Origin of the sequence: Pseudoxanthomonas suwonensis, assembly GCF_010093235.1 — a bacterium.
Lineage (GTDB): Bacteria > Pseudomonadota > Gammaproteobacteria > Xanthomonadales > Xanthomonadaceae > Pseudoxanthomonas > Pseudoxanthomonas suwonensis.
Window position 1 is genome coordinate 1 of record NZ_PDWP01000010.1, and the last position, 26,484, is coordinate 26,484.

At 71.2% G+C, this 26,484-nt stretch carries 33 protein-coding genes and 1 pseudogene; 10 read left to right on the forward strand and 24 right to left on the reverse strand.

The window, feature by feature from the left end:
* Positions 1-176 precede the first annotated feature (176 nt).
* Positions 177-536 (reverse strand): annotated as a pseudogene (gene minC / locus CSC68_RS06050) (septum site-determining protein MinC); the annotation flags it as partial.
* Positions 537-555: 19 nt separating this feature from the next.
* Complete coding sequence (locus CSC68_RS06055; RefSeq protein ID WP_162202634.1) at positions 556-1,149, reverse strand: GNAT family N-acetyltransferase; 594 nt, start codon at positions 1,147-1,149, stop codon at positions 556-558.
* Between the two features lie 135 nt (positions 1,150-1,284).
* Here CSC68_RS06055 and CSC68_RS06060 point away from each other — a divergent pair, with 135 nt between their 5' ends.
* The 5 genes from CSC68_RS06060 (at position 1,285) to CSC68_RS06080 (ending at position 5,752) form a co-directional block, all read left to right on the forward strand.
* The gene (locus CSC68_RS06060) at positions 1,285-2,484 is read left to right on the forward strand and encodes a sensor histidine kinase (RefSeq protein WP_162202635.1); all 1,200 of its coding nucleotides are present in this window, start codon (positions 1,285-1,287) and stop codon (positions 2,482-2,484) included.
* On the forward strand, positions 2,481-3,122 hold the full coding sequence (locus CSC68_RS06065; RefSeq protein ID WP_162202636.1) for a response regulator: 642 nt from the start codon (positions 2,481-2,483) through the stop codon (positions 3,120-3,122). Before CSC68_RS06060 ends, CSC68_RS06065 begins: the two co-directional genes overlap by 4 nt.
* 307 nt (positions 3,123-3,429) lie before the next feature.
* Positions 3,430-4,602, forward strand: coding sequence for a polyketide cyclase (locus CSC68_RS06070; protein WP_162202637.1), 1,173 nt, complete (start codon positions 3,430-3,432; stop codon positions 4,600-4,602).
* Between the two features lie 94 nt (positions 4,603-4,696).
* Positions 4,697-5,068: a DUF423 domain-containing protein gene (locus tag CSC68_RS06075; protein ID WP_162202638.1), complete on the forward strand. Its 372-nt coding sequence runs from the start codon at positions 4,697-4,699 to the stop codon at positions 5,066-5,068.
* A gap of 3 nt (positions 5,069-5,071) precedes the next feature.
* Entirely contained in the window at positions 5,072-5,752 is a 681-nt protein-coding gene (locus tag CSC68_RS06080; protein ID WP_162202639.1) for a DNA-3-methyladenine glycosylase family protein, read from the forward strand.
* A gap of 4 nt (positions 5,753-5,756) precedes the next feature.
* Here CSC68_RS06080 and CSC68_RS06085 read toward each other — a convergent pair whose 3' ends face one another.
* The 8 genes from CSC68_RS06085 to CSC68_RS06115 all read right to left on the reverse strand — a co-directional run bounded on the left by CSC68_RS06085 (position 5,757) and on the right by CSC68_RS06115 (position 9,577).
* A complete protein-coding gene (locus CSC68_RS06085; protein WP_162202640.1) occupies positions 5,757-6,299 on the reverse strand; it encodes a cytochrome b in 543 nt (180 codons plus the stop codon).
* Positions 6,300-6,385: 86 nt separating this feature from the next.
* Entirely contained in the window at positions 6,386-7,207 is an 822-nt protein-coding gene (locus CSC68_RS06090; protein WP_162202641.1) for a M15 family metallopeptidase, read from the reverse strand.
* Positions 7,208-7,265: 58 nt separating this feature from the next.
* On the reverse strand, positions 7,266-7,838 hold the full coding sequence (locus CSC68_RS06095) for a PH domain-containing protein (RefSeq protein WP_162202642.1): 573 nt from the start codon (positions 7,836-7,838) through the stop codon (positions 7,266-7,268).
* A gap of 78 nt (positions 7,839-7,916) precedes the next feature.
* Positions 7,917-8,039, reverse strand: coding sequence for a hypothetical protein (locus tag CSC68_RS16025; protein WP_281353816.1), 123 nt, complete (start codon positions 8,037-8,039; stop codon positions 7,917-7,919).
* Positions 8,040-8,054: 15 nt separating this feature from the next.
* Positions 8,055-8,240 (reverse strand): DUF4177 domain-containing protein, encoded by a 186-nt coding sequence (locus CSC68_RS06100; protein WP_162202643.1) that lies wholly within the window; start codon positions 8,238-8,240, stop codon positions 8,055-8,057.
* A complete protein-coding gene (locus CSC68_RS06105; protein ID WP_162202644.1) occupies positions 8,237-8,422 on the reverse strand; it encodes a type II toxin-antitoxin system antitoxin in 186 nt (61 codons plus the stop codon). Before CSC68_RS06105 ends, CSC68_RS06100 begins: the two co-directional genes overlap by 4 nt.
* Positions 8,422-8,694, reverse strand: a complete 273-nt coding sequence (locus CSC68_RS06110) for a hypothetical protein (RefSeq protein WP_162202645.1) — start codon at positions 8,692-8,694, stop codon at positions 8,422-8,424. Before CSC68_RS06110 ends, CSC68_RS06105 begins: the two co-directional genes overlap by 1 nt.
* Before the next feature lie 10 nt (positions 8,695-8,704).
* Positions 8,705-9,577 (reverse strand): SPFH domain-containing protein, encoded by an 873-nt coding sequence (locus tag CSC68_RS06115; protein ID WP_162202646.1) that lies wholly within the window; start codon positions 9,575-9,577, stop codon positions 8,705-8,707.
* A 132-nt stretch (positions 9,578-9,709) separates the two neighbouring features.
* Here CSC68_RS06115 and purT point away from each other — a divergent pair, with 132 nt between their 5' ends.
* A complete protein-coding gene (gene purT, locus CSC68_RS06120; protein ID WP_162202647.1) occupies positions 9,710-10,894 on the forward strand; it encodes a formate-dependent phosphoribosylglycinamide formyltransferase in 1,185 nt (394 codons plus the stop codon).
* 15 nt (positions 10,895-10,909) lie between these two features.
* On the opposite strand, the gene CSC68_RS06125 is transcribed toward purT, so the two are convergent.
* Genes CSC68_RS06125 through CSC68_RS06155 form a run of 7 tightly spaced genes read right to left on the reverse strand, consistent with a single transcriptional unit; the run spans position 10,910 to position 15,889 of the window.
* The gene (locus CSC68_RS06125) at positions 10,910-11,563 is read right to left on the reverse strand and encodes a hypothetical protein (RefSeq protein WP_162202648.1); all 654 of its coding nucleotides are present in this window, start codon (positions 11,561-11,563) and stop codon (positions 10,910-10,912) included.
* On the reverse strand, positions 11,560-12,183 hold the full coding sequence (locus CSC68_RS06130) for a hypothetical protein (RefSeq protein ID WP_162202649.1): 624 nt from the start codon (positions 12,181-12,183) through the stop codon (positions 11,560-11,562). The genes CSC68_RS06125 and CSC68_RS06130 overlap by 4 nt, the downstream gene beginning before the upstream one ends.
* Before the next feature lies 1 nt (position 12,184).
* Positions 12,185-12,937, reverse strand: a complete 753-nt coding sequence (locus CSC68_RS06135; protein ID WP_162202650.1) for a phosphate/phosphite/phosphonate ABC transporter substrate-binding protein — start codon at positions 12,935-12,937, stop codon at positions 12,185-12,187.
* Entirely contained in the window at positions 12,934-13,437 is a 504-nt protein-coding gene (locus CSC68_RS06140) for a PAS domain-containing protein (protein ID WP_162202651.1), read from the reverse strand. The genes CSC68_RS06135 and CSC68_RS06140 overlap by 4 nt, the downstream gene beginning before the upstream one ends.
* Positions 13,438-13,445: 8 nt before the next feature.
* Positions 13,446-13,835 carry a roadblock/LC7 domain-containing protein gene (locus CSC68_RS06145; protein ID WP_162202652.1) on the reverse strand — a complete coding sequence of 130 codons (390 nt, stop codon included), beginning with the start codon at positions 13,833-13,835 and terminating at the stop codon, positions 13,446-13,448.
* Positions 13,836-13,880: 45 nt separating this feature from the next.
* On the reverse strand, positions 13,881-15,113 hold the full coding sequence (locus CSC68_RS06150) for an endonuclease/exonuclease/phosphatase family protein (protein ID WP_162202653.1): 1,233 nt from the start codon (positions 15,111-15,113) through the stop codon (positions 13,881-13,883).
* A gap of 29 nt (positions 15,114-15,142) precedes the next feature.
* Positions 15,143-15,889 carry an arginyltransferase gene (locus tag CSC68_RS06155; protein WP_162202654.1) on the reverse strand — a complete coding sequence of 249 codons (747 nt, stop codon included), beginning with the start codon at positions 15,887-15,889 and terminating at the stop codon, positions 15,143-15,145.
* A 220-nt stretch (positions 15,890-16,109) separates the two neighbouring features.
* Between CSC68_RS06155 and CSC68_RS06160 the strand changes: the two genes are divergently transcribed.
* Positions 16,110-16,628 carry an EF-hand domain-containing protein gene (locus tag CSC68_RS06160; RefSeq protein WP_162202734.1) on the forward strand — a complete coding sequence of 173 codons (519 nt, stop codon included), beginning with the start codon at positions 16,110-16,112 and terminating at the stop codon, positions 16,626-16,628.
* A 9-nt stretch (positions 16,629-16,637) separates the two neighbouring features.
* Here the strand turns inward: CSC68_RS06160 and CSC68_RS06165 are convergent, their stop codons facing one another.
* From CSC68_RS06165 to CSC68_RS06175, 3 genes are all read right to left on the reverse strand, one after another.
* Positions 16,638-17,177 (reverse strand): hypothetical protein, encoded by a 540-nt coding sequence (locus CSC68_RS06165; RefSeq protein WP_162202655.1) that lies wholly within the window; start codon positions 17,175-17,177, stop codon positions 16,638-16,640.
* Positions 17,178-17,181: 4 nt separating this feature from the next.
* Positions 17,182-18,093 carry an acyl-CoA thioesterase II gene (gene tesB / locus CSC68_RS06170; RefSeq protein ID WP_162202656.1) on the reverse strand — a complete coding sequence of 304 codons (912 nt, stop codon included), beginning with the start codon at positions 18,091-18,093 and terminating at the stop codon, positions 17,182-17,184.
* A gap of 79 nt (positions 18,094-18,172) precedes the next feature.
* Complete coding sequence (locus tag CSC68_RS06175) at positions 18,173-18,763, reverse strand: N-acetylmuramoyl-L-alanine amidase (RefSeq protein WP_162202657.1); 591 nt, start codon at positions 18,761-18,763, stop codon at positions 18,173-18,175.
* Between the two features lie 24 nt (positions 18,764-18,787).
* On the opposite strand from CSC68_RS06175, the gene CSC68_RS06180 reads away from it, so the two are divergent.
* The 3 genes from CSC68_RS06180 to rlmKL all read left to right on the forward strand — a co-directional run bounded on the left by CSC68_RS06180 (position 18,788) and on the right by rlmKL (position 22,127).
* Positions 18,788-19,306, forward strand: coding sequence for an MOSC domain-containing protein (locus tag CSC68_RS06180; protein ID WP_162202658.1), 519 nt, complete (start codon positions 18,788-18,790; stop codon positions 19,304-19,306).
* A complete protein-coding gene (locus CSC68_RS06185; protein ID WP_162202659.1) occupies positions 19,303-19,833 on the forward strand; it encodes an alpha/beta hydrolase in 531 nt (176 codons plus the stop codon). Before CSC68_RS06180 ends, CSC68_RS06185 begins: the two co-directional genes overlap by 4 nt.
* Positions 19,834-19,898: 65 nt before the next feature.
* Entirely contained in the window at positions 19,899-22,127 is a 2,229-nt protein-coding gene (rlmKL, locus tag CSC68_RS06190) for a bifunctional 23S rRNA (guanine(2069)-N(7))-methyltransferase RlmK/23S rRNA (guanine(2445)-N(2))-methyltransferase RlmL (RefSeq protein WP_162202660.1), read from the forward strand.
* 56 nt (positions 22,128-22,183) lie between these two features.
* On the opposite strand, the gene CSC68_RS06195 is transcribed toward rlmKL, so the two are convergent.
* From CSC68_RS06195 to CSC68_RS06210, 4 genes are all read right to left on the reverse strand, one after another.
* Complete coding sequence (locus CSC68_RS06195) at positions 22,184-22,987, reverse strand: alpha/beta fold hydrolase (RefSeq protein ID WP_162202661.1); 804 nt, start codon at positions 22,985-22,987, stop codon at positions 22,184-22,186.
* 148 nt (positions 22,988-23,135) lie between these two features.
* Positions 23,136-23,975, reverse strand: coding sequence for a cyclic di-GMP-binding domain-containing protein, MshE-related (locus tag CSC68_RS06200; RefSeq protein WP_162202662.1), 840 nt, complete (start codon positions 23,973-23,975; stop codon positions 23,136-23,138).
* A 34-nt stretch (positions 23,976-24,009) separates the two neighbouring features.
* Positions 24,010-24,381: a response regulator gene (locus CSC68_RS06205; protein ID WP_162202663.1), complete on the reverse strand. Its 372-nt coding sequence runs from the start codon at positions 24,379-24,381 to the stop codon at positions 24,010-24,012.
* A 151-nt stretch (positions 24,382-24,532) separates the two neighbouring features.
* Positions 24,533-25,819, reverse strand: a complete 1,287-nt coding sequence (locus CSC68_RS06210) for a DUF445 domain-containing protein (RefSeq protein ID WP_211365696.1) — start codon at positions 25,817-25,819, stop codon at positions 24,533-24,535.
* Positions 25,820-26,484: the final 665 nt, after the last annotated feature.

The window sequence follows — 26,484 nt, forward strand, 5'->3', positions numbered from 1 at the left end:
CGCGTCTTTACTAGATTTATCATTGCCATGCGTTCTTCAGTCGGTTTATATAAGTCAGTCTCTCTTGCACTCTACTATAGTTCAGCATCTTAATTTGTTTTTTCTTTCCGTTATCGGCCCCCCCCAGAGTCTTACACATAGTAGTTCGTCGGCAGCATCAGATGGTTAAAAGATACAGGGGGCGGGGGCGGTGCCGCCGCGGGCGCGGACGGCTCGTACTGGGCACGGAACTTGGCCAGCACCGGCAGGCCCAGGGCCTCGGCCAGGGCGTCGTTCTCGCGGGTGCCGTAGGCCAGGGCCCCCGGCAGCACGCCGGCCTGGCGCAGGCCCTCGATCAGGGCGCGCGCGGTGTCCACGTCCGGGGTCTGGACCAGGCCGCCGAAGTCGACGATCACCGCGGCACGGCCGAAGAGCTTGGGCGCACGCTCGACGCGCTCGCGCATCTCGCCGACCAGGCGTTCCACGTCCAGGGTGCGGATGCGCAGGTTGGCGATGCCCACCTGGCCGATCTTCAGTTCGCCGGCCTGCTCGTAATTCGTTGCGCTCACCGCCACCTCAGGTCCCCGTCGCACGGTTGGCGCCGGCGGGACGGCGTGGACGCCCCACCCAGGGCAGGTCCGGCAGGTTCTCGCCGTAGGTCTCGCGGACCCAGTCGTAGCTGCACAGCTCCTTGATCATCATGCTGGCGCGCACGTCCACGTCCGGCATCACGTTCTGGCCGGCCTCGTGGAAGCCGAAGCTGCCGTGGAACAGCAGGGCCGGGTCGGCGCCGTGGTCCAGGAACACCTCGCAGCACAGCAGGGGGTAGCGCAGCTCGGCGTAGCTCTGCACGTCGGCGTAGAACGCCCGGCCCACGCCGCCGCCGCGGCGGCGGCTGGCCACCACGATGCGGTCGATATAGAAGAAGTGCGGGTAGCGCTCCTTGAACCAGGCGAAGTTGCAGCTGTCGTGCTGGCTGTCGCTGCCGAAGCCGACCAGGAAACCGGCCAGGTTGCCGTCGCGCTCCGCCACGCGGAAGTATTCGGCGGTGTCGTAGAAGCTGCGCACCCGGGCCGCGTCCAGCGGCAGGATGGCCGATCCGGCGTTGTTGTTCAGGGCCAGGATCGAGTCCAGCTCGTGTTCGCGCACGTCGCGGATGACGATGGACATCAGGAATGGAACCTTGCAGTGGGCGGGCCGGCAGGGCCGGCAGTGCGCCCGGATTATCGCATGGGGCCGCCGGGCCCGGCGAGGCCATGACTTCCGGCGCAGCGGCGGGCATGGCTTGACCCGTAAGATGCGGCCATGTTCGGACCCATCAGCCACACCCGCCTGCTGCGCTATGCCGGCCTGTTCACCTGGGGCATGGTGGGCGTGCCGCTGGTGTATTCGCAGTACGTGCCGGCCTACGGCAGCGAGGAACTGGGCGGGGGCGCCACGCCCACGGCCCTCCTGTTCGCCTGCTACCTCGGCTTCGGCGCCTGCTACTGGTGGCTGACCCGCGGCCTGGGCGGCGCGCGGCCGGCCTGGCACGACCGCGGCCTGCTGCTGGTGCTGACCCTGTTCGCGCTGGCTGTCAGCTATTTCAACGGCTCGGGCCTGGGCAGCATCCTGCTGATGGTGGCCGCGGGGGTGATCCCCTGGCTGCTGCCGGCCGGCTCCGGGGTCCTGCTCCTGCTGCTGAGCCAGCTGGCGGTGCTTCCGATCTATTACGGCGTCTTCCGGATGCCGCTGTTCGAGGCCCTGATGCAGTCGCTGCTGTACGGCGGCTTCTCCATGTTCATCTACGTGACCAGCCTGGTGGCCCGGCAGCAGGCACAGGCCCGGGAAGAGCAGCGGCGGCTGAACGCCGAACTGCGCGCCACCCGGGCCCTGCTGGCCGAGAGCGCCCGGGTCAACGAGCGCACCCGCATTTCCCGCGAGCTGCACGACCTGCTGGGGCACCACCTGACCGCGCTGAGCCTGAACCTGGAGGTGGCCAGCCACATGACCGAGGGCAGGGCCCAGGAGCATGTGCGCCAGGCCAATACCCTGGCCCGCCTGCTGCTGACCGACGTCCGCGAGGCGGTCAGCCAGCTGCGCGACGCCAGCGGCGGCATCGACCTGTCGGCGGCATTGCGTCCCCTGGCCGACCACGTGCCCTCGCTGGACGTGGACCTGGACATCCAGTCGCCGCTGGCGATCGACGACCCGGAGCGCGCCCACGTGGTCCTGCGCTGCACCCAGGAGATCATCACCAATGCGGTGCGGCACGCCGCCGGCGCCAGCCGCCTGTCGATCCGGGTGTGGCGCGAGGACGGGGCGATCCGCCTGGAAGCACGCGACAATGGCGAGGGCGCCGAGGGCGTGGTCCCCGGCAACGGCCTGCGCGGCATGCACGAGCGCGTGCAGCAGTGCGGCGGGACGCTCGACATCCAGACCCGGAAGGGCGCCGGCTTCATCCTGCGCCTGTCCATCCCTGCATCAGCCCCGGCACGGCCGGCCATCGAAGGAGCGTTGCCATGATCCGAGTCTGCCTGGTCGACGACCAGACCCTGGTGCGCCAGGGCATCAAGTCCCTGCTGGCCCTGGACGGGAGCATCGAGGTGGTGGCCGAGGCCGGCGATGGCCGCCAGGCCGTGGAGATGATCCCGCAGGTCGCCCCGGACGTGGTCCTGATGGACATGCGCATGCCGGTGATGTCCGGGCTGGAGGCGCTGCAGACCCTGTCCCAGGCCGGCCAGCTGCCGCCGACCATCATCCTGACCACCTTCGACGACGACCAGCTGGTGCTGGCCGGGCTGAAGGCAGGCGCCCGCGGCTACCTGCTCAAGGACGTGTCGCTGGAGCAGCTGGTGGGGGCGATCCAGGCCGTGGCCAGCGGCGGCTCGCTGGTGCAGCCGGCGGTGACCCAGCGCCTGCTGTCGGGCCTGGAACACATGCGCAACGACTTCGTCAGCCTGGACCGCCCGGATCCGCTGACCGACCGCGAGACCGAGATCCTGCGGCTGATGGCCTCCGGCTTCTCCAACAAGGAGATCGCCAATTCCCTGGGCGTGGCCGAGGGCACGATCAAGAACCACGTGTCCAACATCTTGAGCAAGCTGGGCGTGCGCGACCGCACGCGGGCCGTGCTCAAGGCCTTCGAGCTGCAGCTGGTCTGAAATCCGCGCGCGGTGGATCGGGCGGGCTGTCCCGCCGGCCGCCGCCCGCAGGGGCGGCCCGATGCGGGTGGCGACATTCCCCACGCCTGCGTATGGAGCTGGAAGCCGCGCTTGGGGCAGGTTTTCCCCGGCACGTGGGGGAGACTGGAAGCCTTGTGCCACCAGCGTCCGCGTCTGGGCGGCATGTAAGAATTCCGTTCAATCGCGGGCCCGTTCCTGTATTCGGCTGCGCGTACGCCAAGAACCCTGTTACGATTCGCGGCTCGCATCGCAAATACGCCGTGGAATCGGCCCCGGAGACTCCTGAATGACCCGTCTTATCGAGTTCCTGATCGCCTTGGGGATCGTGGCCGGCCTGGCCTTGCTGGTCGGTGTCGTGCTTCCCGACCATCGCCATATCTCCGAGAGCGTGGAAACCAACCGCAAGATGACCATCGTGTACGACACGGTGAACAATCTGCGCCGCTTCAGGGACTGGAACACGCTGGTCCTGCGTGACCCGAAGATCGAGCTGCGCACCTCCGGCGCCGTGGCCGGCGTGGGCGCCCGCCTCGACTACACCTCGCAGGACGACCGCATCGGTAGCGGCAGCTGGGAGATCGTCGAGAGCATCCCGAACGAGAAGGTCGTGATCAAGGTCGAGGACGTCACCGCCGGCCACGACAAGACCGTGCAGTTCCTGCTGGAGCCGACCGGCAAGAACAACCGCAACGTCAAGATCACCCAGACCTACGACGTCGAGTACGGCTGGAACCTGGTCGGCCGCTACGCCGGCCTGTACGTCAGCCGCCACGTCGGCGACGACATGAAGATGGGCCTGGCGCGCATGTCGAACATGCTGGCCAGCGTGCCGAACTTCGACTACCGCGCCGACAACGTCCCGCTGCGCGACCTGTCGGTCGTCGAGGTCCCGGCCGAGGACCTGCTGGTGGTGAACGCCGGCAACGTCGACCGCAGCAACGAGGCGATCAAGCAGTCGATCAAGAACAACCAGGAGTGGATCAAGCGCACGCTCGATGCCAACAACCTGGAGGCCGCCGGTCCGGTGCGCATCATCACCACCGACTTCGGCCAGGAGAAGTACGCGTTCGACGTGGCCCTGCCGATCCGCCGCAAGGGTTCGGCCCCTGCTGCCGCTCCGGCCGCCGAGACCGAGGGCGAGGAGGCCGACGAGGCCGCCGCCAAGGCTGCCCAGGCCGCCGCGTTCGCCAAGCCGGTCCCGGCCCAGGGCGAGCCGCTGCAGGTCAAGATCCCGGATGGCGCGCCGGTGCAGTACGTGCGCACCAAGCCCGGCCGCTCGGCGTTCGGTTCGTTCACCGGCTTCATGGCCGAGCTGGACGCGGTCCGCAACTCGGTCCGCGCCTGGGCGACGACCAACGGCTACGAGGTCACCGACCGTCCGTACGAGGTCTGGGAAGGTGGGGTCGACAAGGCCTTCACCCCCGAGGGCGAGTACGACGTGTACTGGCACATCAAGTAAGACCGCCGGCCGGCCATCTGGCCGGCCTGGCAACCCGGAAAGCGCCGCGAAAGCGGCGCTTTTCGTTTAGGCTGCGGCGCATGGAGGAAACCGCATGAGTGCGAGCCCGGGTGTTCCTGCCGCCGCCTGGCCGGCCGCCGCCGGAGCGGTGCTGGCGGCCCTGTCGATCGGCCTGTCGGCCTACGCGGCCCATGGCGTGGACGATGCCCACGCCCGTGCCAACCTGCAGACCGCCTGCCTCCATGCATTCGGGCACGGCATCGCCCTGGCCGCGCTGTGGCCGCGCGCGGCGCGCCGGCTGGCCAGGTCGGCATTGCTGGTCCTGCTGCTGGGCACGCTGCTGTTCTCCGGCAGCCTCGTCGCCGGTGCGCTGGCCGGCTGGCCGACCCGGCTGGCGCCCGTGGGCGGCACGCTGATGATCCTGGCCTGGCTGGGCTGGGCGGTGTCGGCGGTGCGGAGGCACTGAGCGATGCCACGCCATGCCCGCGGGTTCGACGTACAGGCGGCGTGGGACCACCTGGTCCGGCGCGACCGCAGGCTCGGGGCATGGATGCGCCGGATCGGGCCGCTGCCGCCGGAGGCCGGTTGGCGCCGCAGCTTCGATCCGGTCGATGCGCTGGCCCGGGCGATCCTCTACCAGCAGCTGTCCGGCAAGGCCGCCTCGACCATCGTCGGCCGGGTGGAAGCGGCGATCGGCAGCAAGCGCCTGCACCACGACACCCTGGGCCGCGTCGACGACGCCACCCTGCGTGCCTGCGGCGTCTCCGGCAACAAGACCCTGGCCCTGCGCGACCTGGCGGCCCGCGAGGCCCGTGGCGAGATCCCGGACCTGCGGCGCATGTCGTACATGGACCCGGACCAGATCGTCGAAGCCCTGGTGCCGGTCCGCGGCATCGGCCGCTGGACGGTGGAGATGATGCTGATGTTCCGCCTCGGCCGCCCCGACGTGCTGCCGGTGGACGACCTCGGCGTGCGCAAGGGCGCGCAGATCGTCGATGGCATTGAACTGGCGCCGACGCCGAAGGCGCTGGCCGAGCGCGGCCAGGTCTGGGGCCCGTACCGCACCTACGCCAGCCTGTACCTGTGGCGGATCGCCGACGGGGCCGGTGGCGACGTCACCGCGCCGCGCACCAACCGCTCGCAGGACTGAGGCCTCAGCCGCGCAGCGACATCCGCAGCAGGGTGTCGTCGTGGCGGACGTGGTGGTGGTAGATCGCCGCGGCCGCATGCAGGCCCACCAGCCAGTAGCCGGCCAAGGCGATGCCTTCGTGCCAGCTCTCCAGCCGGTCGCCCAGCTCCGGCCGCAGGTCGAACAGCACCGGCAGCGACCAGCCGCCGATCGCCGGCGCGTGGCCCTTGGCGTTGAGGATCAGGTAGCCCAGCACCGGCATGGACAGCATCAGCGCGTACAGCGACAGCGCGACCCCCCTGGCCAGCAGCACCTGCCACATGGGCGGCTCCGGCATGATCGGCGGGGTGGGGCTGGTGGCGCGCAGCGCCAGGCGCACCCAGGTCACGAAGAACACCGCCAGCCCGAGGAAGAAGTGCGAGGTCTTCATCAGCTCGCGCGGGGCGCTGCCCCTCGGGAAGAATCCGCGCAGCTCCATGGTCGCGTACACGGCGACCAGCAGCACCAGGGTCAGCCAGTGCAGGGCGATGAGCGAGGGGCGGTAGCGGGATGCAGGAGCCTGGACCATGTCGGAGACAGCGTGGACGGGTGGTGGCTCCAGTATCGGCAGCGCCCGCTCCGGTCGCCTTGATCAGGCTCAAGCTGGCCGTTGGCTCACGTGGCTGGATGGAAGCGCCAGTGCCAGGGCTCGTAGACGATGCCGTGCGGGTTGTCGCGCGGATAGCTCATGCGGAAGCCAAAACCAGCGGCGTGGGCCTGCAGCCAGGCGAACGCCGCGGTGGCCTCGAACGATTCCTCGGCCGGCGGCTCGCCCGGGGTGCCGATGTCCAGGGCGCTGCCGTCGTGGTGCTCGCTGTAGCCCGGCGCGGCGTTGACCGTGAGGATCCGGGCCACGCTCTGCCCGCGTGCCAGCTTCCGTTCGAAGATGCCCAGCTGGTAGTCGTGGCTGCGGTAGCCGGAGATGGATTCCAGCACCACGCCGTCGGCGCTGGCGGCGCGGCGCATCGCCAGCCAGGCACGGGTCGCGCCCGGCAGCAGCCACAGCGGGCGCTGCCAGCGGTCGCGGCCGGCGAAGGCCAGCCACTCCGGTTCGGCCAGCGGTTCCAGCCCGGTGCGCGCCTCGTACGCAGCCGCATCGATGCCCAGCGCGGCCAGGCGCTGCTGCAGCCGTTCCAGCGGCAGCGGTTGCGGATCGGGTAGCGGACCGCGCCCGGGATGCGCGTCGGCCGCGGCCAGTGCGTCCAGCGCCTCGTCGATGCCCGGCTCGCGCGCAAGTCGTGGCACCAGCGCCAGCACGCCGTCCCCGCGCACCGTGGCCAGGTAGCGGCCGTCGCGCTTGCGCCGCAGTACGGTGTGGGCCTGGGCGATGGCGCGCGCATCGGTGTTGCCGCGCGCGCGCAGCAGGCAGGCGGGCCACAGTTCGATGTGCCCGGTGTTGACCAGGCGGGTACGCAGGGGCTGGGGAGGCTGGTGCATGGGCTGCAAGCCTAGGCCGGCGCGCACCCGGCCGCCAGTACGCGGCGCCGGGAGCGGTTCATCCGCGCGATTGGCCGGCCGCTTCGCGCAGCCCCTGCAGCAGTTCCTGCGGCTTTTCCGGGCTCAGCAGGATGTAGCGTCCGTCGCGGCGCGGCAGCGCCAGGACCTTGTCGCGGCGGGTGAGCAGGCAGAAAGCGCGGGCGCGGTTGCGCAGCCGGGAATGGCCGGCGCTGAAGCCGGGCAGGCCCATGCCCCACAGGCGCGCGCCGGGCTTGAGAGCGGTGTGCTCGTCCAGGTCGACGATGCGCGCACGCTCCAGGTCCAGCTCGGCCACGGCGACCCTGTGCCCGAACATCCCGGCGGCGCGGATGGACAGCATGCCGTCGGCCAGCTGGATGCGCCGGTAGTGCAGCAGGATGAAGGAGCCAAGCAGGGGCAGGGTCAGGGCGGACATCGCCGGCAGCCACGCCGGCATCATGGGGACGGCCGGGTTCGCATGCAGCAGGACTTCGTGGCGCAGGGCGAAGACCACGGCGACCAGCACCACCCACAATGCGGGCAGGGTCCACATCGTGCGCGCGGAAGGCGGGGCGACGTCGAAGACGCGCGTGGCAGGGGCGTGGTTGGCCATGTCCTGGTTCCTTGTCAGGTCCTCGGGGCGCTGCATGCAGGCAGGGCCGCGGGCGCGGCCTGCCGGGAGCGGGCTTGCTCAGTGGCGCAGCAGCAGGGCGCCGGCGCCCTGCGCCAGCGCGGACAGCACGGCCAGTGCCAGGACCACGCGGGGACCGTGGCGGCCGCTGCGGCGTTCGACCAGGCGTATGACGTGCAGCATGGCGCTCTCCTCCGCTCAGGCAGGACGCTTGAACAGCAGGGTGGGCGAGGACACCGTGGGCGTGGCATGCACCATGTTGACCAGCTCCCAGCCCAGGCGGCCGTGCTTGTCCAGTTCTTCCTGCAGCTGTTCCAGCCTGAAGCTGCCCAGCATGGTGGTCTTCACCTCGACCACCAGGTATTTCCACTGCGTGGTGCTCATTGCTCGTCCTCCGTCGGGGGAGCCTTGTCGGGGCCGGGCAGGCGCCCGGCCTTGCGCAGCGCGTCGCGCAGCACGTATTCGATCTGGGCGTTGAGGCTGCGCAGTTCGTCGTCGGCCCAGCGCTGCGCCGCCGCCAGCACGTCGGCACTGATGCGCAGCGGGTAGGCCTTGCGCTCGGCCATCAGCCGCCGCGCCCCCGGCGCACGTGCAGCACGGTGGACACCGCCAGCGCGTTGACCGCCACCGCCATGGCCACCGCCACCGCCGTGGTCGCGCCGCGGCTGCCACCGGCGAAGTACAGGCCGACGGCGCCGCACAGGATGGCCAGCGCGATCAACGACCAGCGCAGGGCCAGGCCACGCGCGTGCTCGTCCTCGTAGCGGGCGTACCAGGCGGCCACGCCCAGCGCGGGCAGGCCGGTGATGGCGACGACCAGGGCAGCGACAGCATCCATTGCACCCACCTCAGTACAGCGAGCCGGCGTTGACGATCGGCTGGGTGCCGCGGTCGCCGCACAGCACGACCAGCAGGTTGCTGACCATCTGCGCCTTGCGTTCCTCGTCCAGTTGCACGACGTCGTTCTTCTGCAGCTCGGCCAGGGCCATCTCGACCATGCCCACCGCGCCGGCCACGATCCGGGTGCGGGCGGCGATCACCGCGTTGGCCTGCTGCCGCTGCAGCATGGCCTGGGCGATCTCCGGGGCGTAGGCCAGGTGGCTGATGCGCGCCTCGATCACCTCCACGCCGGCCCGGCCCAGGCGCTCGGCGATCTGCGCCTGCAGGTGCTCGGAGATCTCCTGCGGATGCGAGCGCAGCGCGATCTGGCCCTCGTCGTGCTGGTCGTAGGGATAGCTGGAGGCCATCGCGCGCAGCGCCGCCTCGGACTGGATGTGGACGAAGCTCTCGTAGTCGTCGACGTTGAACACCGCTTCGGAGGCGTCGACCACCTGCCACACGATCACCGCGGCGATCTCGATCGGGCTGCCGTCCAGGTCGTTGACCTTGAGCTTGCCGCTCTCGAAGTTGCGCACGCGCTGGCTGACCTTGCGCTTGGAATAGAAGGGGTTGTTCCAGCGCAGGCCGGCTTCCCGGACCGTGCCCACGTACTTGCCGAACAGGCTCAGCACCGCCGCCTGGTTGGGCTGGATCGAGTACAGGCCGGTGAACAGCAGCAGTGCCACGGCCAGGCCGGCGACCGAGCCGATCAGCAGGGCCGCGCTGGGTTCCCCACGGCCGGCGACGCCGGAGATGAACATCCAGAACGTGGCCAGCGAAAGGACGATGGCCACCAGCAGGACGGGGATGCCGGGCAGGGAACTGATGGGACGCTCTTTCATGGTCGCTCTCCAGGTGACGGGTCTATCTGATATCAGAAAGATATCAGTCGTCAAGTGCCGCCCGGGAAGGGGGGCGGCCGCCGGTGGGCCTGCCCGCTACACTGGCCGCCCTTTCACCACCGCCGCGTCGCCATGGTCCGTATCGGAACCCCGCTGTCCCCCCACGCCACCCGCGTCCTGCTGCTCGGCTCGGGCGAGCTGGGCAAGGAGGTGGCGATCGAGCTGCAGCGGCTGGGCGCGGAGGTGATCGCTGCCGACCGCTACGCCGATGCGCCGGCCATGCAGGTCGCCCACCGCAACCACGTCCTGGACATGCTCGACACCTTCGCCCTGCGCGAGCTGATCGCGCAGGAGAAGCCGGACCTGGTGGTGCCGGAGATCGAGGCGATCCACACCGAGACCCTGGTGCAGCTGGAGGCCGAAGGGCTCAAGGTGATCCCGACCGCGCGCGCCGCGCGCCTGACCATGGACCGCGAGGGCATCCGCCGCCTCGCCGCCGAGACCCTGGGCCTGCCGACCTCGCCCTACCGTTTCGTCGACACCCTGGAGGAGTACCGCGAGGCGATCGCCGCGGTCGGCCTGCCGTGCGTGGTCAAGCCGGTGATGTCCTCCTCGGGCAAGGGCCAGAGCACGGTGCGTGATGCCTCTCAGGTCGAGGCGGCATGGGAATACGCCCAGACCGGCGGCCGCGCCGGCGCCGGGCGCTGCATCGTCGAGGGCTTCATCGACTTCGACTACGAGATCACCCTGCTGGCCGTGCGCCACGCCGGCGGCACCGACTTCTGCGAGCCGATCGGCCACCTGCAGCGCGATGGCGACTACCGCGAGAGCTGGCAGCCGCAGCCGATGTCGCCGCGCGCGCTGGAGCGTGCGCGGGAAATCGCCCGCGCCATCACCGACGACCTCGGCGGCTGGGGCGTGTTCGGCGTGGAACTGTTCGTCAAGGGCGACGAAGTGTGGTTCTCGGAAGTGTCGCCGCGCCCGCACGACACCGGCCTGGTCACCCTGGTCTCGCAGGAGCTGAGCGAGTTCGCGCTGCATGCGCGCGCCATCCTCGGCCTGCCGGTGCCGGTGATCCGCCAGAACGGCCCCAGCGCCTCCTGCGCGCTGCTGGCCAGCGGCCATGGCGTGCCGGTGTTCTCCGGGATCGATGCGGCCCTCGCCGCGCCGGACACGGCGCTGCGCCTGTTCGGCAAGCCGAAGGGGGAGGGGCAGCGTCGGGTTGGCGTCACCCTGGCGCGCGGCGCCGACATCGGGCAGGCGCGCGCGATGGCGCGCGATGCCGCCGCGGCGATCGGGATCGAACTGCTGCCCTGACGGGGCAGCAGCGGTTCAGAGCGGCGCGGCGAAGCGGGCGCCGGCCAGGCGGATGCTCCACACCAGCTCGACCATCGCCAGGTTGTTGAGCAGCGGCTCGCCCGCCAGCACCAGCCAGTAGCCGCTGCCGTCGATCCACAGCGGGACGAAGGACCATTCCGGCAACAGCATGTCCGGGTCGTTGTGGAACGCGACCCGCTGCGCGCCGGGCCAGCCGCGGCGGGCCTGGCGGGCGACGAACGAGGAATAGTCCGCCGCCGCCGCGCTGAGGGTCTCGGCCAGGTCCTGGTCCAGGCCGGAATGGCCCAGGCAGAAGCCGCTGTCGGACGCCAGCACCGCGCGGCGTTCGCCGGACAGCGGGGCGATCACGTGCTGGGCGAAGTCGCCCAGGCGCACGTCCGGCGCCGGCACCTGGCGGCGCAGGAGCTGCACCCACTGCTTTTCCTGCAGCTGCTGCAGCATGCGCCCGCTGCCATCGTGCTCCTGGCGCCAGCGCGCCAGCTCCATCGCCTGCGGGCCGGCCAGCAGCGCCTGCACCGCGCGCTGCGCCGGGCCCGGCTCGGGCGAGGAGAACCCGTGCAGCGCGCCGCGCGGGGGGGGCAGCAGCCACTTCGCGGCCGCGTCGGCGGGGGTGTCGTTGGAGGCGGTGTCGACGAGGTCCAGGCTCATGGGCATCCGTTGCGAGGTGAGGGCGCTTCCGCGCGGTCGCCGATGGCGGCGTACTGTTCCAGCCAGTCGGCGACCCGTTCCCAGCGGTCGCCCACGGCGATCTCGTGCCGGCGCAGGTCGCGGCTGGCGAGCATGAAGGCGTACTTGTCCTGGCACGACACGCAGTGCTCGAGGAACTCGTGCTCGATGCGGGCGGCCTGCAGCGGATCGCCGTCCAGCAGCGCCTCCACCACCTGCGTGGCCAGCCGGCGCGAATGGTCGGGGCTGGCGCGGCGCACGCGCGCCGGTACGTCGCCCGAGGGCTGGGCGAACACGCTCCAGCGGGTCGCCAGGGCGGTGATCGCCGGCAGGGAATGGCCGTGCGCGTGGCGGGCGAAGGCCTCGGCCACGTACGGCGTCAGCCGGGCAGAGGCCAGGTGCAGCGCGGCCTGGCGCAGGGCGGTGTCGGCCCGTGGCAGGGCCACGAACAGGTCGGCCAGCGCGCCCTGCACCGGCTCGGTATCGCCCAGCTGCAGCGCCGCCTGCAGCCGCGCCAGGTGCGCTGCCGGATCCTGCGGGGCACGGGCCACGGCACAGGTGCGCTGGCGGAAGTCGCGGCGTGCGCTCTGCAAGGGGTCCATGTCAGTCCAGCAGGGTGTCCATCAGGTCGATCATGAATTCGGCGTCCTCCAGCTCCATGGGCTCGAAGCCGCGCGGCAGGCCCAGCGCCTGCAGCACCTGGGCATCCCCGGCATCGTCCGGATCGACCGCCAGCAGCGCCTGCGCCAGCGGCTGCAGGTCGCCGCCCACGCGCGGATGCGCCAGCAGCACGTGGCTGATGTCGCGCAGCTTGCTCTCCACCAGGACCTTGAGCCGCTCGCGGGTGATGCGGGCCAGGGCGTGGTAGGCAGAAGCGAGGAAGAAGCCCGCATCGACCTGGCCCGAAAGCGTCATGCGCGCGGCGGCCTGGTAGCTGGCCACTTCCTCCCACTGCGCGTCCTGCTCGGTGAGGTCGGCCGGCTCCAGCAGGCGCAGGCCGATCAGGCGCACGTCGCGGTTGTCGGTCACCGCGATCCGGCAGCCAGGGCGCAGGTCCTCGACCGTGGCCAGCGGGGAGCCGGCGGCGGTGGCGATCACCATCTCGTTGGAATGCGCGGCCGGGCGGGCGAAGGCGCGGTAGCCCTGCTCGCGGATCATGGACGTGGCGTCGAACGGATTGGCGTAGACCAGGTCGGCCAGGCCGTCGGCCAGCATCTGCGCCTGTTCGCGCGCGTCGGCCGGCATCAGCAGGTGCAGGCGCGTGCCGGAGCGGTGCTGCAGCACGGTGCCGAGCATGTACCAGCCGGGGAAGTTATCCGGCGCGAAGTCGGGCGCCACCAGCAGGTTGAGGGTCATGCCGTCACCTCCGCCTGCTCCTGTTCCAGCCACTGCCGGTAGAGCGGCAGCAGTTCCTCGATGCGCCGCCGCGAGGGCTTGCGCCGCACCGAGGTGTAGCCGACCACCTGGCCGCCGCGCACGTTGGGCAGGGCGGTGGCGTAGACCCAGTAGTGCCGGCCGTCCTTGCGCAGGTTCTTGACGTAGCCATGCCACTTGCGGCCGTCCTTGAGCGTGGCCCACAGGTCGGCGAAGGCGGCGCGCGGCATCTCCGGGTGGCGCAGGATGCTGTGCGGCGCCCCGATCAGCTCCTCGCGGCTGTAGCCGCTGAGCTCGACGAAGGCTTCGTTGGCGTGGGTGATCACCCCGTCCAGGTCGGTGCGGGAGACGATCAGCCGCCCGTCCGGATAGGGCACTTCCTCGTCGGTCCAGTACACGGTGCGGCGGGTGCCGTCGTGGCAGGTATGCACGGCGCTGCGGTGCGGGCCGGCGGGCGGGGTCATGTCCGGGAGGCGGCTCATGCGCGACCTCAGACGATGCGGCCGAGGACCTGGGCGGCCCGCTTGATGTCCAGGAACGCGAGGCCGAGCTTGACCTCGGCGCGGGTCAGCACGGTCAGCACCGCCTCGTCGCCGGCGGCGGTCATGATCACGTAGCCGTCCTCGCCTTGGACCAGGACGCGCTCCAGGCGGCCGCGGCCGAGTTCGCGCGCGGTGCGTTCGCCCAGCGAGAGCAGGGCCGCGGACATGGCGCCGATGCGGTCCTCGTCCATGTTCTGCGGCATGGCCGCGTCGATCAGCAGGCCGTCGATGGAAATGAGCGCGGAAGCCTCGATGTCGGCGCTGGAGCTGGTGAGGTCTTCCAGGGTCTGCCGGATCTGCGCGGCGCGGGGGTTGTGCTGGAGAGGGATGGCGTTCATGGCGCGAATTGCATCACGCGCCCCCGCCCCCCCTTTTGATCAGGATCAATCGTCCGCGGCTGTCCGACCGGCGGTCAGGTCGACCCAGACCAGGTGGTGGTCGCTGCCATCGGCGATGGCCGCCGCCGGCTCGCCCGAGGCCGGCCAGAACACGCCGCTGCCGGTGGCCTGGAAGCCGGTGGAGGGGATCACGTAGTCCAGCCGCATGGCGCCCGAGCGCGGGCCGAAGTCGCCGGTGACATGCTCCGGCGCGCCGCGGTGGAGCAGTCCGGCCGCGGCATAGGCGCGCGCCTTCTCCGCGCCGCCTTCCGAGCGCGGCGCGGCCATGCGCAGCACCCGCGGATGCTCCAGCAGTTCGAGGATGGCGTCGTGGTGCCCGTCGCCGTCGACCGGGTCGTTGTTGAGGTCGCCGGCGATGACGAAACGCTCGCCTTCGGCCAGGCCTCCGCAGCGCCCCGCGTCGTCGCACAGCCACGGCAGGTCGCCGCCGGAGATGTAATGCCGCCACAGCGTGATCTCGTCGGCATTGCGCGCGCCGTTGCGGTCCTCCGGACCATCGAACACCGGCGGGGTCGGGTGCGAGACCAGGAAGTGCACGGTCCCATGCGGCGTGCGCACCGGCACGTCCCAGTGCGACTTCGAGGACAGCCGCAGCTGCGCCCAGACCGCGTCGTCATGCCAGGGCTGGCCGGTAGCCGGATCGACGGGGCGGCGTGCGCCCGGCATCGCGCTCCAGCGCAGCAGCTGGAAGCTGCGCACGCCTGCGGTATCGATCGGATGGCGCGACAGCACCAGCATGCCGTACTGGCCCGGGTGCAGGCCGAAACCCCAGGCATCGTTGCCGCGCTGCCGGCCTTCGCCGCCGACGCCGCCATTGCGATCCAGGTCCAGCCCGCTGGGCACGCCGGTGTTGACCGGCGCCAGGTAGCGGTAGGGATAGTGCAGCGGTTCGCCGCCACCGGGCTGGGCCTGCTCCAGGTACTGGCGCTGGAACAGGTCGGCGGCATGGCCGCCCTCGTCGTAGTCGAACTCGTTGACCAGCAGCAGGTCCGGGCGCACCTGCTGCAGCACCGCGGCGACCTTGCGCGCGCCCTCGTCCCCGGCCTGCAGCCGCGCGATCACGCCGCCGGCCTCGTCGTCGTACAGCGAGACGTTGTAGGTGGCCACGCGCAGCGTGGACCCGGTGGACGTGGCGTCGGCGGCGACGGGAGCCGCGGGCGTGGCACAGGCACTCAGCATCGCGGCCAGGACGGGAATGATCGGGAGGAGGATGCGCATGCGCCGATTCTCGCATGCCGCACGCGGCTTCATTCCGGGAAGGCTTGCCAGCTGCGGCCGTCGAAGGCCTCCAGCGGGCGGAAGCGGCGCTTGTAGTCCATCTTCGCGTGGCCTTCGATCCAGTAGCCCAGGTACAGGTGCTGCAGGCCCTCGCGCCGGGCCCATTCCAGCTGGCGCAGGATCGCCAGCGTGCCCAGCCCGCGTGCGGCCTCGGCTGGCTCGTAGAACGTGTACACGGCCGACAGGCCGCCCGGTATGCGGTCGGTCACCGCCACCGCCAGCAGGCGGCCGGGACCGCCGCTGCCCGGGGCGGCCGGTTCGCGCAGCTCCAGGAAGCGCGTGTCCGACCAGGCGCCCACCAGGAACTGGTCGAACTCGGTGGTGCCGTGGTCGTCCATGCCGCCGTCGCGATGGCGCGCCAGCAGGTAGCGGTGGTAGAGGTCGAAGTGTTCGTCGGTGCGTTCGGCCGGCGCCACGCGTGCGACGACTTCGCTGTTGCGGCGCAGGCAGCGGCGCTGGCTGCGGTCGGGCTGGAAGCGTTCCACCGGGATGCGCACCGCCACGCAGGCGTGGCAGGCCTCGCAGTAGGGGCGATAGACGATGTCGCCGGAACGGCGGAAGCCCCAGGCCAGCGCCTGCGGATAGATGCGTCCCAGGCGCGGGTCGCGCGGATCCAGGACCAGGTCGCGGGCTTCGCGGTCGGGCCAGTAGCCGCACGGGTGCGCGCCGGTCTGGTACAGGCGCAGGTCATCGGCGGGAGTGGAGTCGTGGCCCATGGTCGGAAGATGGACGTGTGCGCCCAGCATAGCGCCGTGGCCATGGCGCTGCGGCAACCGGCTGGTTCCTGAACGGATCCGGGCGTGGGGTCAACGCCAGCGCGGCTGCGGCGTTTTCCTCGTCGTGGCCATCACGTCACGCCTTTACTGGAGATACCCCGTGAACAAGACCCCTTACCTGATCGCCGCCGCTCTGCTGGCCGTCACTGCCGGGGCCGCCATGGCCCAGGACAATGCGGCGCCTGCCGCCCAGGGCAAGCCGCGCGTGTCGCTGGACGCCAACAAGGACGGCGTGATCGATCGCCAGGAAGCCGCGGCGCGTCCGCGCCTGGCCGAACGCTTCGACGAGCTCGACCGCAACAAGGACGGCAAGCTGCAGCGCGATGAACTGCCGCGCATGAAGCACCACGGTCGCCATGGTGGCCGCGGCGGCCACGGCGGCCTCGGCTTCGCCGGCCCGAACGCCGATACCGACAAGGACGGCCGCATCAGCAAGGCCGAGGCCCTGGCCGCGGCGACCGCGCACTTCGAACGCATGGACGTCAACAAGGACGGCTTCATCGACAAGGCCGACCGCGAGGCGATGGCCAAGCAACACCGCGAGGCCTGGTTCAAGCGCGTGGATACCGACGGCGACGGCAAGCTGAGCCAGGCCGAGCTTGACGCGGCCAAGGCCAAGCGTGGCGAGCGTGGTGGCCATCGCGGCCACGACGCTGCGGCGCCGGCGGCGAAGAAGTAAGTCGCGCGGCTAGCGCGGTGGCTGATCCGACGCTCCCGCGGGGGCGTCATTGGCCGGCGGGGCGGGGGAGATGCGGATGCGCACCTCTTCCTCCCCGCCGTCCTGCGTCTGCGGAACCGCTTCGGCAGGCGGCGGCACCGGGGTGGCGACCGGGACCGGCCGGCGCAGCCAGATGACCACGGCCACGGCGGCGATCACCGCCAGCAGGCCGATGCGTACGCGCCAGGCCCAGCGGTTGCCTGCCGGCTTGTCGCCGCCCAGTTCCAGCGGCCCGACCGCCGACGGTGGCAGGTCCGCGTACGAGCGGGTGGTGGCCAGCAGTCCGTACTTGCGCAGCAGTTCGCGCGCGCGCGGCTGGTCCTCGGGAATGCGTACCCACACGGCCGGCTGCTTGTTGGGCGCGACCGGTTCGGCGTAGCTGAACTGCCCGCTGCGCCGGCTGCGATACGAGCGCGGCTGGCTGATGTGCACCGGAATGCCGGCATCCTCCAGCAGCCTGGCCACGCCTTCGACGGTTTCCAGCCGCTGGCTGGTGAAGATCTGGCGCATGGCGCTACTCCTGCGCCGGCACGGCGCGTGCGGCACTGCTGTCGGGCACCACGCGGATCAGCCCTTCCTGCGCGGTGCTGGCCACCAGGCGGCCCTGGCGGTCGAAGATCTGGCCGCGCGCCAGGCCACGCGAGGACTGGCTACTGGGGCTGTCCAGCGAATACAGGAGCCAGTCGTCGGCGCGGAACGGGCGGTGGAACCACAGCGCGTGGTCCAGCGAGGCCATCTGCACGTTCGGCGTGTAATAGCTGATGCCGTGCGGGAAGGTCGCCGTGCCCAGGAGGTGGAAATCCGAGGCATAGGCCAGCAGCGCCTGGTGCAGCTCGGCCGGGATGTCGCCGACGCTCTCGCGCAGGCGGAACCAGACCTGCTGGTAGGGCGGGCGCTTGGGCGGGCTGAGCTCGTCGCGCGGATACACGTGGCGGAACTCGAACGGACCGCCGCGCGAGAGCCAGCGCTGGACCTTGGTCGGCAGGGTGGCCATCACGTCCGGCGGCACCGGGTCGGCCGGGGCGATGTCCTCCGGCTGCGGCACCTCGGGCATCTTCAGCTGGTGCTCGGCGCCGTTCTCGCCGTCCTGGAAGGAGGCGGCGCAGAAGAAGACCACCTTGCCGTGCTGGATCGCGGTCACCCGGCGCACGGAGAAGCTGCCGCCGTCGCGGGTGCGGTCCACGTCATAGACGATCGGGTGGTCGATGTTGCCGGCGCGCAGGAAATAGGCGTGCAGCGAGTGCGCCTGGCGGCCGTTGTCGATCGTGGCCTGGGCGGCGGCCAGCGCCTGGCCCAGCACCTGTCCGCCGAACACGTAGCGGGTGCCGATGTCGCGGCTCTGGCCGCGGAAGAGGTTGTCCTCCAGCCGTTCCAGGGCAAGCAGGTCGATCAGTTCGGAGACAACGGGGCCAAGGGCGGCGGACACGGGCAGGCCAGTACGGGAGGGGACTGGCGATTATACCGGCCGCAGGCTTGCGGCCCCGTGGGCGATGCCGGGCGCGTGCTCAGCTGGCTGCAGCGGCTGCCGGATCCGGTAGCCGCTGCAGCGGAACCGCCGCCAGCACCTGTTCCCACGGGAAGCGCGGGCCGGGATCGAGCTTGCGCCGCACAAGCACCGACGGGTCGTCGCTGGCCGGCACCTGCTCGCGGTCCAGGTCCTCGTGCCCGGTGACGTAGCGCAGCGCCGGCAGGCTTGCCGCCAGTCCGCGCAGGAGCGCGGCCAGCGCCTCCACCTGGGCTTGGCCATAGGGCTCGTCCATCGCCTGGTGGCGCGAGTCCAGCCAGTGCGGCCAGCGCCCCCGGTTGACCAGCTCGATGCCGATGGCGCGTTCGTTCCAGCCGCGCACGTGGTGTGCGATGCGGTTCTCGGGCACGTAGCGCAGCACCGTGCCGTCGCGGTCGACGTAGTAATGCCCGCTGTTGCCGGTGCCACTGGGGTAGAGCACGCGCTCGCCGTAGTCGCGCGCGGTGGCCAGGTCGGGCAGTTCGGTGCAGTGGACCACCACCAGGTCCACCCCCGACAGATCGCGCTTGGCGAGCCGCTCCACGTAGGGCAGGGGCTGGTCGATCACGATCGGCGGGGGCAGGGTCGGCATGGGGCGGGATGCTAGCATTCGCGCATGCCTGCCCTCTCCCGACCTCCCGCGGACAGCCCGCTGGGGCAACTGATGTCGACCCTGCCGCGCCCCGGCCGTGTCGAATGGATCGGCCTGCGCCCGGCACGCGGCGTGGCCATGCGCGAGGTGGAAAGCGCCGAGGCCGCGGTCGGCGCCGGCCTGGCCGGAGACCGCTACAAGGGCGGCAGTGGCAAGCGCGACGTGACCCTGATCCAGGCCGAGCACCTGCCGGTGATCGCGGCCCTGGCCGGGCACGCGGCGGTCGCCCCGGCGACCCTGCGCCGCAACCTGGTCGTCTCCGGGATCCCGCTGGTGGCGCTCAAGGGGCGGCGCTTCCGCATCGGCGAGGTGGTGCTGGAAGGTACCGCGCCCTGCGATCCGTGCTCGCGCATGGAGGATGCGCTGGGCCCGGGCGGCTTCAACGCCATGCGTGGCCACGGTGGCCTGTGCGCGCGGATCGTCTCCGGCGGCACCCTGCGCGTGGGCGACGCGGTCGTGGCCCTGGCCGAGGAGGCAGCGTGAACCGCGGCCACTGCATCCTCTCGCACGGCTTCGAAAGCGGCCCGGACGCGACCAAGGTCACTGCCCTGGCCGCCGCGGCCGAGGCCCTGGGCTTCACCACCGAGCGCCCGGACTACACCGACCTGGACGCACGCAGCGACATCAGCCGCGTCGGCGACGTGCCCGCACGCCTGCAACGCCTGGTGGACCTGGCGACCCGCGCGGTCGAGCGCGGCGGGCCGGTGGTGCTGGGCGGTTCCAGCCTGGGCGCCTACATTTCCGCGCTCGCTTCGCTGCAGGTGCCGACCCGCGCGCTGTTCCTGATGGTGCCGCCGCTGGAGATGGGGCCGATGCCGCGGCTGGATGCCGCGCCGGTGCCGCTGTCGGTGGTCCACGCCTGGCACGACGAGATCATCCCGGCGATGGGCGTCGTCGAGTGGGCACGCGCGCGTTCGGCGCGGCTGCTGCTGCTGGACGACAGCCACCGCCTTTCCGCGCACGTGGACGCCACCGCGCGCGCCTTCGCCGAACTGCTCGAATCGCTGTAGCGCCAGCGCCGCCGATTCCCCATGCGATCCGCGCTACAGCGGGGCCGCCAACATACCGAGGTCCAATGAAGTTCTTCGTTTCCTGCGCCAAGGGCCTGGAGTACCTGCTCGCCGACGAGCTGGTCGCGCTCGGTGCCAGCCGCGCCACCGCCGCCGTCGCCGGTGCCAATGCCGAGGGCAGCCTGGCCGATGCGCAGCGCGCCGTGCTGTGGTCGCGCCTGGCCAGTCGCGTGCTGTGGCCGCTGGCCAGCTTCGACTGCCCGGACGAGCAGGCGCTGTACGACGGCGCCGCCGCCGTGGCGTGGACCGAACACCTGGCCGAGGGCCAGACCCTGGCCGTGGACGCGCACGTGTCGGGCGACGCGATCACCCATGCCCGCTTCGCCGCGCAGCGGGTCAAGGACGCGGTGGTCGACGTGTTCCGTGCCCAGGGGCTGGAGCGACCTTCGGTGGACGTGGATGCGCCGGACCTGCGCCTGAACCTGTCGCTGCGCAAGGGCAGGGCCACGCTGTCGGTGGACCTGGGTGGAGGTGCACTGCACCGGCGCGGATGGCGCAGCGCGCAGCACGAGGCGCCGCTGAAGGAGAACCTCGCCGCCGCGGTGCTGCTGCGCGGCGGCTGGCCGCGGCTGTACGCCGAAGGCGGGGCGCTGCTGGATCCGATGTGCGGCAGCGGCACGCTGCTGATCGAAGGCGCGCTGATGGCTGCCGACGTGGCGCCGGGCCTGGGTCGCATGCAGGCCGCGCTGGAAGCGGTCGATGACGTACCCGTGCCGGCCGATGACCCATGGGCCGCGGCGCGGCGGAAAGTCGCTCCGGAGGACGCGATCGACGGGGCGCGCCCGCCCTCGCGCTGGCGCGGCTTCGACCTGGACGGGTGGGACGTGCTGGTGGCCGAGGCGCGCGAGCGCGCGCGGGCAGGCCTGGCCGCGCTGCGCCCGGTGTTCCATGGCAGCGACCTGGATCCGCGCGCGATCGAGGCCGCGCGTGACAACGCCGGCCGCGCCGGTGTCGCCGCGGCCATCGACTTCCAGATCCGCGACATCGATGCACTGCCGGCCCAGGCCGGGGCGCGCGGCCTGGTGGCCAGCAATCCGCCCTACGACCGCCGCCTGGCTGCCGACGGCGCGCTGTACCGGCGGCTGGGCCAGGCCCTGCAGCGGGCGGTGCCGCAGTGGCGCGCCAGCCTGCTGTGCGGCGACGCCGAGCTGGCGCACGCCACCGGCCTGCGCGCGGCGAAGAAGTACCAGGTGTTCAACGGCGCCCTGGAGTGCGCGCTTATCGTGTGCGATCCGGTGCAGGTGCCGCCGCGCGATGCCGCGCCGCGCGAACTGTCCGAAGGCGCGCAGATGGTCGCCAACCGCATCCAGCGCAACCTGCGCAAGCTGAAGAACTGGCGCAGCGGCGAGGGCGTCACCTGCTTCCGCGCCTACGACGCCGACATCCCCGAGTACGCAGCGGCGATTGATGTCTATGCCGAGGACGGCGGCGAGCAGCGCACCTTCCTGCACATGCAGGAATACGCGCCTCCCAAGGAAATCCCCGAAGCCGACGTGCGCCGCCGCCGTGGCGAACTGCTGGCCGCGGCGCGCGCCAGCTTCGAAGTGCCGGCCGAGCGGGTCGCGCTGAAAACCCGCGAACGCGGCAAGGGCGGTTCCAAGTACGGCCGCTTCGACCAGCACGGCGAGCGCTTCGTGGTGCGCGAGAACGGCGCGCGGCTGTGGGTGAACCTGTTCGAGTACCTGGACACCGGCCTGTTCCTGGACCACCGCCCGCTGCGCCGGCGCATGGCGAAGGAAGCCAGGGGGCGGCGCTTCCTCAACCTGTTCTGCTACACCGGCGTGGCCAGCGTGCAGGCGGCGGTGGCCGGCGCGGCGCAGACCACCAGCGTGGACCTGTCCGGCACCTACCTGCAGTGGTGCGCCGACAACCTCGCGCTCAACGGCCTCGGCGGCACTGCGCACCGGCTGGTGCAGGGCGACGCGCTGGCCTGGCTGGAGGCCGACCGCGGCTGGTACGACGTGATCTTCTGCGACCCGCCGACCTTCTCCAATTCCGCGCGCGCCGACGACTTCGACGTGCAGCGCGAGCACGTGCGGCTGTTGCGAGCGGCGATGGCACGGCTGGCGCAGGGCGGGGTGCTGTACTTCTCCAACAACTTCCGCCGTTTCCGCCTGGACGAGGAGGCGGTGGCGCAGTTCGCCGAGTGCGAGGAGATCAGCGCATCGACCATCCCGCCGGACTTCGAGCGCAACGCGCGCATCCATCGCGCCTGGCGCCTGACCCACGCCTGACGGAAGGCGGCCCGGGATCGCTCCCGGGCCGCCGTTCCCGTTCCATCCGTGGGGGCTTAGCGCCTGGCGCTTTCGCGTGCGGCGCGATCGACCAGGTCCGCGACTTCCTGCGGATGCGAGGTCATGACCACGTGCGAGGCGCCGGGGATGACCACGGTGCCGCGCGAGCCGGCGCGTTCGGCCATGTATCCCATGGCCTGCGCCGGGATGTTGCGGTCGCCGTCGCCATAGATGGCCCAGGTCGGAATGGTCTTCCAGCGCGGCTCTGCCGAGGCCTCCTCGAGCGCCGCCTTGGCGATGGGCCGCTGGCCGACGGCCATCAGCCTGGCCTGGGCCTGCGGCAGGTCGGCGGCGAACTGCTGGTGGAACGCTTCCTGGCGGATGTACAGGTCCTCGCCACCATCGGCACGGGCGACCGGTGCGTCCAGCGCGCCGGGCAGGGTGCTGCCGGGGAACTGGCCGGTCAGGCCGAGCACGGTCTCGCCGGCATCCGGGGCGAAGGCGGCCACGTAGACCAGGGCCCGGATCTTCGGGCTGGGCTGCACGCTGGAGATCACCGCGCCGCCGTAGGAATGGCCGACCAGCACCACCGGCCCGGGCGCCTGCGCGACCAGGCCGTCGACGACCCTGGCGTCGCCCGCCACGCCCTGCAGCGGATTGGCGGCGGCGACCACGCGGTAGCCCTTCGCATCGAGGCGGGGAATCACGCCGTTCCAGCTGGCCGCATCGGCGAAGGCGCCGGGCACCAGGATCACGGTGGTGCGGGTATCGGGGCCGGCGGCGGGCGTGGCGGCGGAAGCCGGGGCCACGATGGCGGCGGTGACGGCGGCGGTCAGTGCGAGTGCGATGAACGACTTCATGGCGGGGCTCCTGTCTGGGTGGCTGGCCGCTCGGCCAGTGGAGACAGCTTGCCCACCGGCGCCCGCCGCGCCGGAGCCTGGAATCCGGATAACTTGATCCTGCGTCCGGCACGCGCCGGGCCATGCGGCCCGGCGCACGGAGCGCGGATCAGGCGCCGAGCAGCAGCAGGAACGTGCCGAGCTGGGAGTTCATCTGCAGCGGCAGTGCGCCGCGCGCTGCCAGCGCCGCGGCGCTGAGGCCGTGGTCCGGCGGCAGGGCGCGGTAGCGGGCGTCGTCCGGCAGCGCGCTGCGCACGACATAGCCCATCAGCACGTTGACGATCTCGCCGAGGGCGTCGGCCGCCAGCTCGTCGTCGCAGCGTTCGGCCGGCACGCGCAGGAAGGCGCAGGCCATCGCGCGCATGGTGTCGCGGTCGCAGGCGATGCCCACGCGCAGCGGGCGGTCGCCTTCGATGTGCACGTGCACCGTGTGCGGCCACGCGTCCTCGATCACGGCGGCCACGCCGGCCGGCTGGCACTGGGCGCCCAGCATGCGCGGGAACAGGCGCGTGCAGATGCCCGCGGCTTCCTGCGCCAGCCCGCCGAGCGGGTGGCCTTCAAGCGCCGAGGCCAGGGCCTCGCTTCCGGCCTGCTGCTCGGCGCGGTGTTCGGCGAGGGCCTGATCCAGGGTCGCCGCGTCGAGCACGCCCTGCTCGACCAGGATCTGGCCGAACAGCTTGCGGCCGGCCTTCTGCGCGGCCAGCAGCGACTCGACCTGGGCCGCGTCGAGCACGCCCAGTTCGATCGCGATGTCGCCGAAGCGGCGATCCTCGGCGCGCTGGCGCTCGTTGATGCGGCGCGCCTGCGCCTCGGTCAGCAGGCCCTGGCTGACGGCCAGTTCGCCCAGGAGGGGATTGGAGGCGCGCTGCGCCTCGGTGGCCGCGAGCAGCTGCTGCGGCGTGATCAGGCCGCGTTCCAGCAGGAACTGGCCCAGGAATTTGACTGCCATTGGTGGTGCTCCGTGGTTCGTAGGCTGGCCGGCTTCAGGCCAGGGCTTCACGGAGCACGCGCTCCATGACTTCCGGGTCGATCGGCTTCTGCAGGTACGAGCGGGCGCCGGTACGCAGGCATTCCTCGATGTCGCTTTGGGCGCCCAGCGAGCTGAGGATCACCACCTTCGCCTGCGGATCGGCTGCGAGGATGTTGGACAGCGCCTGGCGGCCGTCGCATTCGGGCATCACCAGGTCCAGCAGCACCAGGTCCGGCTTGAGTTCGCGGTAGCGGGCCAGGGCTTCGTTGCCATTGCCGGCTTCGCCCACGACCTGGAACCCGGCCTCCTCCAGCTGGCTGGCGGCCAGCATGCGCAGGGCGCGCGAGTCGTCACAAAGCAGCACGGTCGGTCGTGCGGTCGTCATCAGTTTTTCTCCCCCGTTGGATGGGCCGTATAGGGCCCTGATCGGCCTATCGGCCGGCGCGCCGGATACTTGAGGGATCGGTTCGTGACGGGCGTGGAATGAGGGACGGGACCGCGGTGGCGCCGGCTTCCACATCCGCCCCGGCGCAGGCTTATCCCTCCAGCAGCACGATCACCGCATGCAGCAGCAGGCCGATCAGCCCGCCGACCAGGGTGCCGTTGTAGCGGATGTACTGCAGGTCGCGACCCACGCCCAGTTCCAGCTCGCGCACCAGGTGGCGTTCGTCCCAGCCCTTGACGGTCTGGGCAATGTAGTCGGTGACGCCTCCGCGCAGGCGCAACGCCAACTTCTCGGCCCCGCCCATCACATGCTGGTTGATCGCCTCGCGCAGTTCCGGATCGCGGCCCAGCGCCGCGCCCAGCCCGGCCAGCGAACTGTCCAGGTGCGAGGCCAGCACGCCGTCCTCCCGCTCCAGGTCACTGCGCAGGGCGGTATGGATGTGGTCCCATAGCCCGGCCACGTATTCCTGCACGCTGGCGTGGCCGATCAGGTCCTGCTTGATCCGCTCCACCCGGGCGCCCACTTCCGGGTCCTCGCGCAGGCGCTGCACGTAGGCCTGCAGCCACTGCTCGTAGTCGCGGCGCAGCGGGTGGTCGGGCTGGAGCAGGACCTCGTTGAGCTCGTCCAGCAGGGCGTGGGCGATGCGCTCGGCCAGGCTGTCGGCGATGCCCTCGACCGGCTTGACCCAGTCGACCGTGCCGACCAGCCGCGGCCATTCGCGGCGGGCGTGCTTGACCAGCAGGTCGGAGGCGCGCTGCTTGATGTCCTCGCTGTCGAGGTAGCGGCCAAGGCGGCGCAACGCCTCGTCGAGCAGGGCCTGGTGGCGGCCGTCGGCGGTAAGCACGCCAAGCACCTCGCCCGCGGTGGCCGAGGCATCCCAGGCCTGCAGGCGCGCGACCACGAACTCGCGTATGCGCTCGCGCACCGCGCGCTCGTCCAGCAGGTCCAGCGCCTGCAGCGCCCAGCCGCGGGCCATGCCAGCCAGTTTGCGCGACTGCTCCGGGCGCGACAGCCACTGGCCCAGGCGCTGGGCCGGGTCGAAGACCTCCAGCCGTGCCAGCAGGGTCTGTGGCTCGAGGAAGTGGTCGCGCACGAACGCGGCCAGGCTGTCGGCGATGCGCGACTTGCTGCGCGGAACGATGGCGGTATGCGGGATCGGCAGCCCCAGCGGATGGCGGAACAGCGCCACCACCGCGAACCAGTCGGCCAGCGCGCCGACCGTGGCCGCCTCGCAGAATGCCGAGACCCATGCCCACACGCCCTGGTTGCCCATGACGTGGCTGGTGACGAAGCCGGCGACCATCGCCAGCAGCATCGCCAGGGCGATGGCCTTCATGCGGCGCAGTTGTGCCTGGCGTGGATCCTCGCTGCTGCTCATGCCGTTCCCGTGGAGATCGCATCACCGGGCCATGCCCGATTCCTGCGACACATGGCGCGGAAGTGTAGCGGGGAGGGTGTGCAGCTGGCATCGCGCCGGGAACTTGAGCCCCTCCCTCTCCGGGGGAGGGGTTGGGGAGAGGGCAGGGATTTCAGCGATGGGCTGTCACTCTCACCCATCCTTCTCTGATCGTGAGGGGAGACGTGTAGCCCGGATAAGGCCGGAGGCCGCATCCGGGGTCTTGGGCGTGCGTCGTGCGCCTGTCCTTGGGTGCGCTCTGCTTACCCGGGCCACGAGGGCTGTTGCCGCCGCTTTTGCTGTCGCTTTGGCTGTTGCCTTTGCGTTTGCCTTTGCTTTTCGCCGCCCGTTATAGCGAGCCGAGCATCGGAGTGCCGGCGGGGGCGTAGAGGCCGCATGTCTGAGCGAAGCGAGTTTGCGGGCCGTCCCCCGCCGGTGCGAGAAGCGCAGGTTACCGACCGGCGAAGCCGGGCGGGCGAGCGGTTCGGGCTGTGCTTTCTTTTTGGTCACTTTTTCTTTGCACAGGCAAAGAAAAAGTGACTCGCCCAAGCCGCGAAGCGGCTGGCGAAAGCTTTTGCTTCTTGGTGTCTACCGCACTTGGCCTGACGAGGCAGAGTCGGCTGGCATGGCGAGCCACCCGACTCTAT